Source organism: Pseudomonas sp. PME37.24/006 (assembly GCF_055556635.1).
In genome coordinates this window covers 1-255 of the sequence record NZ_JBVHNL010000208.1, presented here as the reverse complement: position 1 = coordinate 255, position 255 = coordinate 1, and the positions used below count along the sequence as shown (strand labels likewise).

1 protein-coding gene is annotated in these 255 nt (G+C 63.5%); it reads right to left on the bottom strand.

Annotated elements, in window-relative coordinates; all coding sequences use genetic code 11:
* On the bottom strand, positions 1 to 255 hold a 255-nt coding region (locus ACZ3GY_RS24435; RefSeq protein WP_465912378.1), incomplete at both ends, for a transketolase-like TK C-terminal-containing protein.

The following is a 255-nucleotide window of genomic DNA, read 5'->3' as shown; positions in this document are numbered from 1 at the left end:
ACTTCAGGGCGGCCACGGTCACGAAGTAACGGTTCACTTCGAAGAACTCACGCAGCTTGGCGCGGGTGTCCGAACGGCCGTAACCGTCGGTGCCCAGCACCTTGTAGGAACGGCCCTTCGGCACGAAGGCGCGGACCTGCTCGGCGTAAGTGCGCATGTAGTCGGTGGAGACCACGATCGGGCCTTCGCTGCCTTCCAGCGATTGCTCGAAGTAGCTCTTCTTCGGGGCCTCGGCCGGGTGCAGCATGTTCCAGC